Annotated in this window: 1 pseudogene; it reads left to right on the top strand. The window is 39.9% G+C overall.

Features of this window, described 5'->3' with window-relative positions:
• Nucleotides 1-30 precede the first annotated feature (30 nt).
• Nucleotides 31-228 (top strand): annotated as a pseudogene (locus tag ACFPQ3_RS11845) (IS1182 family transposase); the annotation flags it as partial.

Raw genomic sequence — 228 nt, 5'->3', positions numbered from 1 at the left:
GGTATCTTCTCTGGGCGAAAGATCGAAAAAATGATGATTGAAAATATCGCCATGCAGTACTTAACAGGACAGTTGGTGGTTTCCTACCGCACCATCAATCCTTTTCGTGTCGCTACTGGGATGGAAAATCTCATTCGTGATTTGTTCATTGATCTCAATCTTCGTTTGAAAATGGAAGAATTAGTGACGTTGGATTGTCTGTTTATTGATGGTACTAAGATTGAAGCG

The organism is Streptococcus caledonicus (assembly GCF_042656225.1).
Lineage (GTDB): Bacteria > Bacillota > Bacilli > Lactobacillales > Streptococcaceae > Streptococcus > Streptococcus caledonicus.
This window is presented reverse-complemented; position numbering and strand designations above follow the sequence as displayed.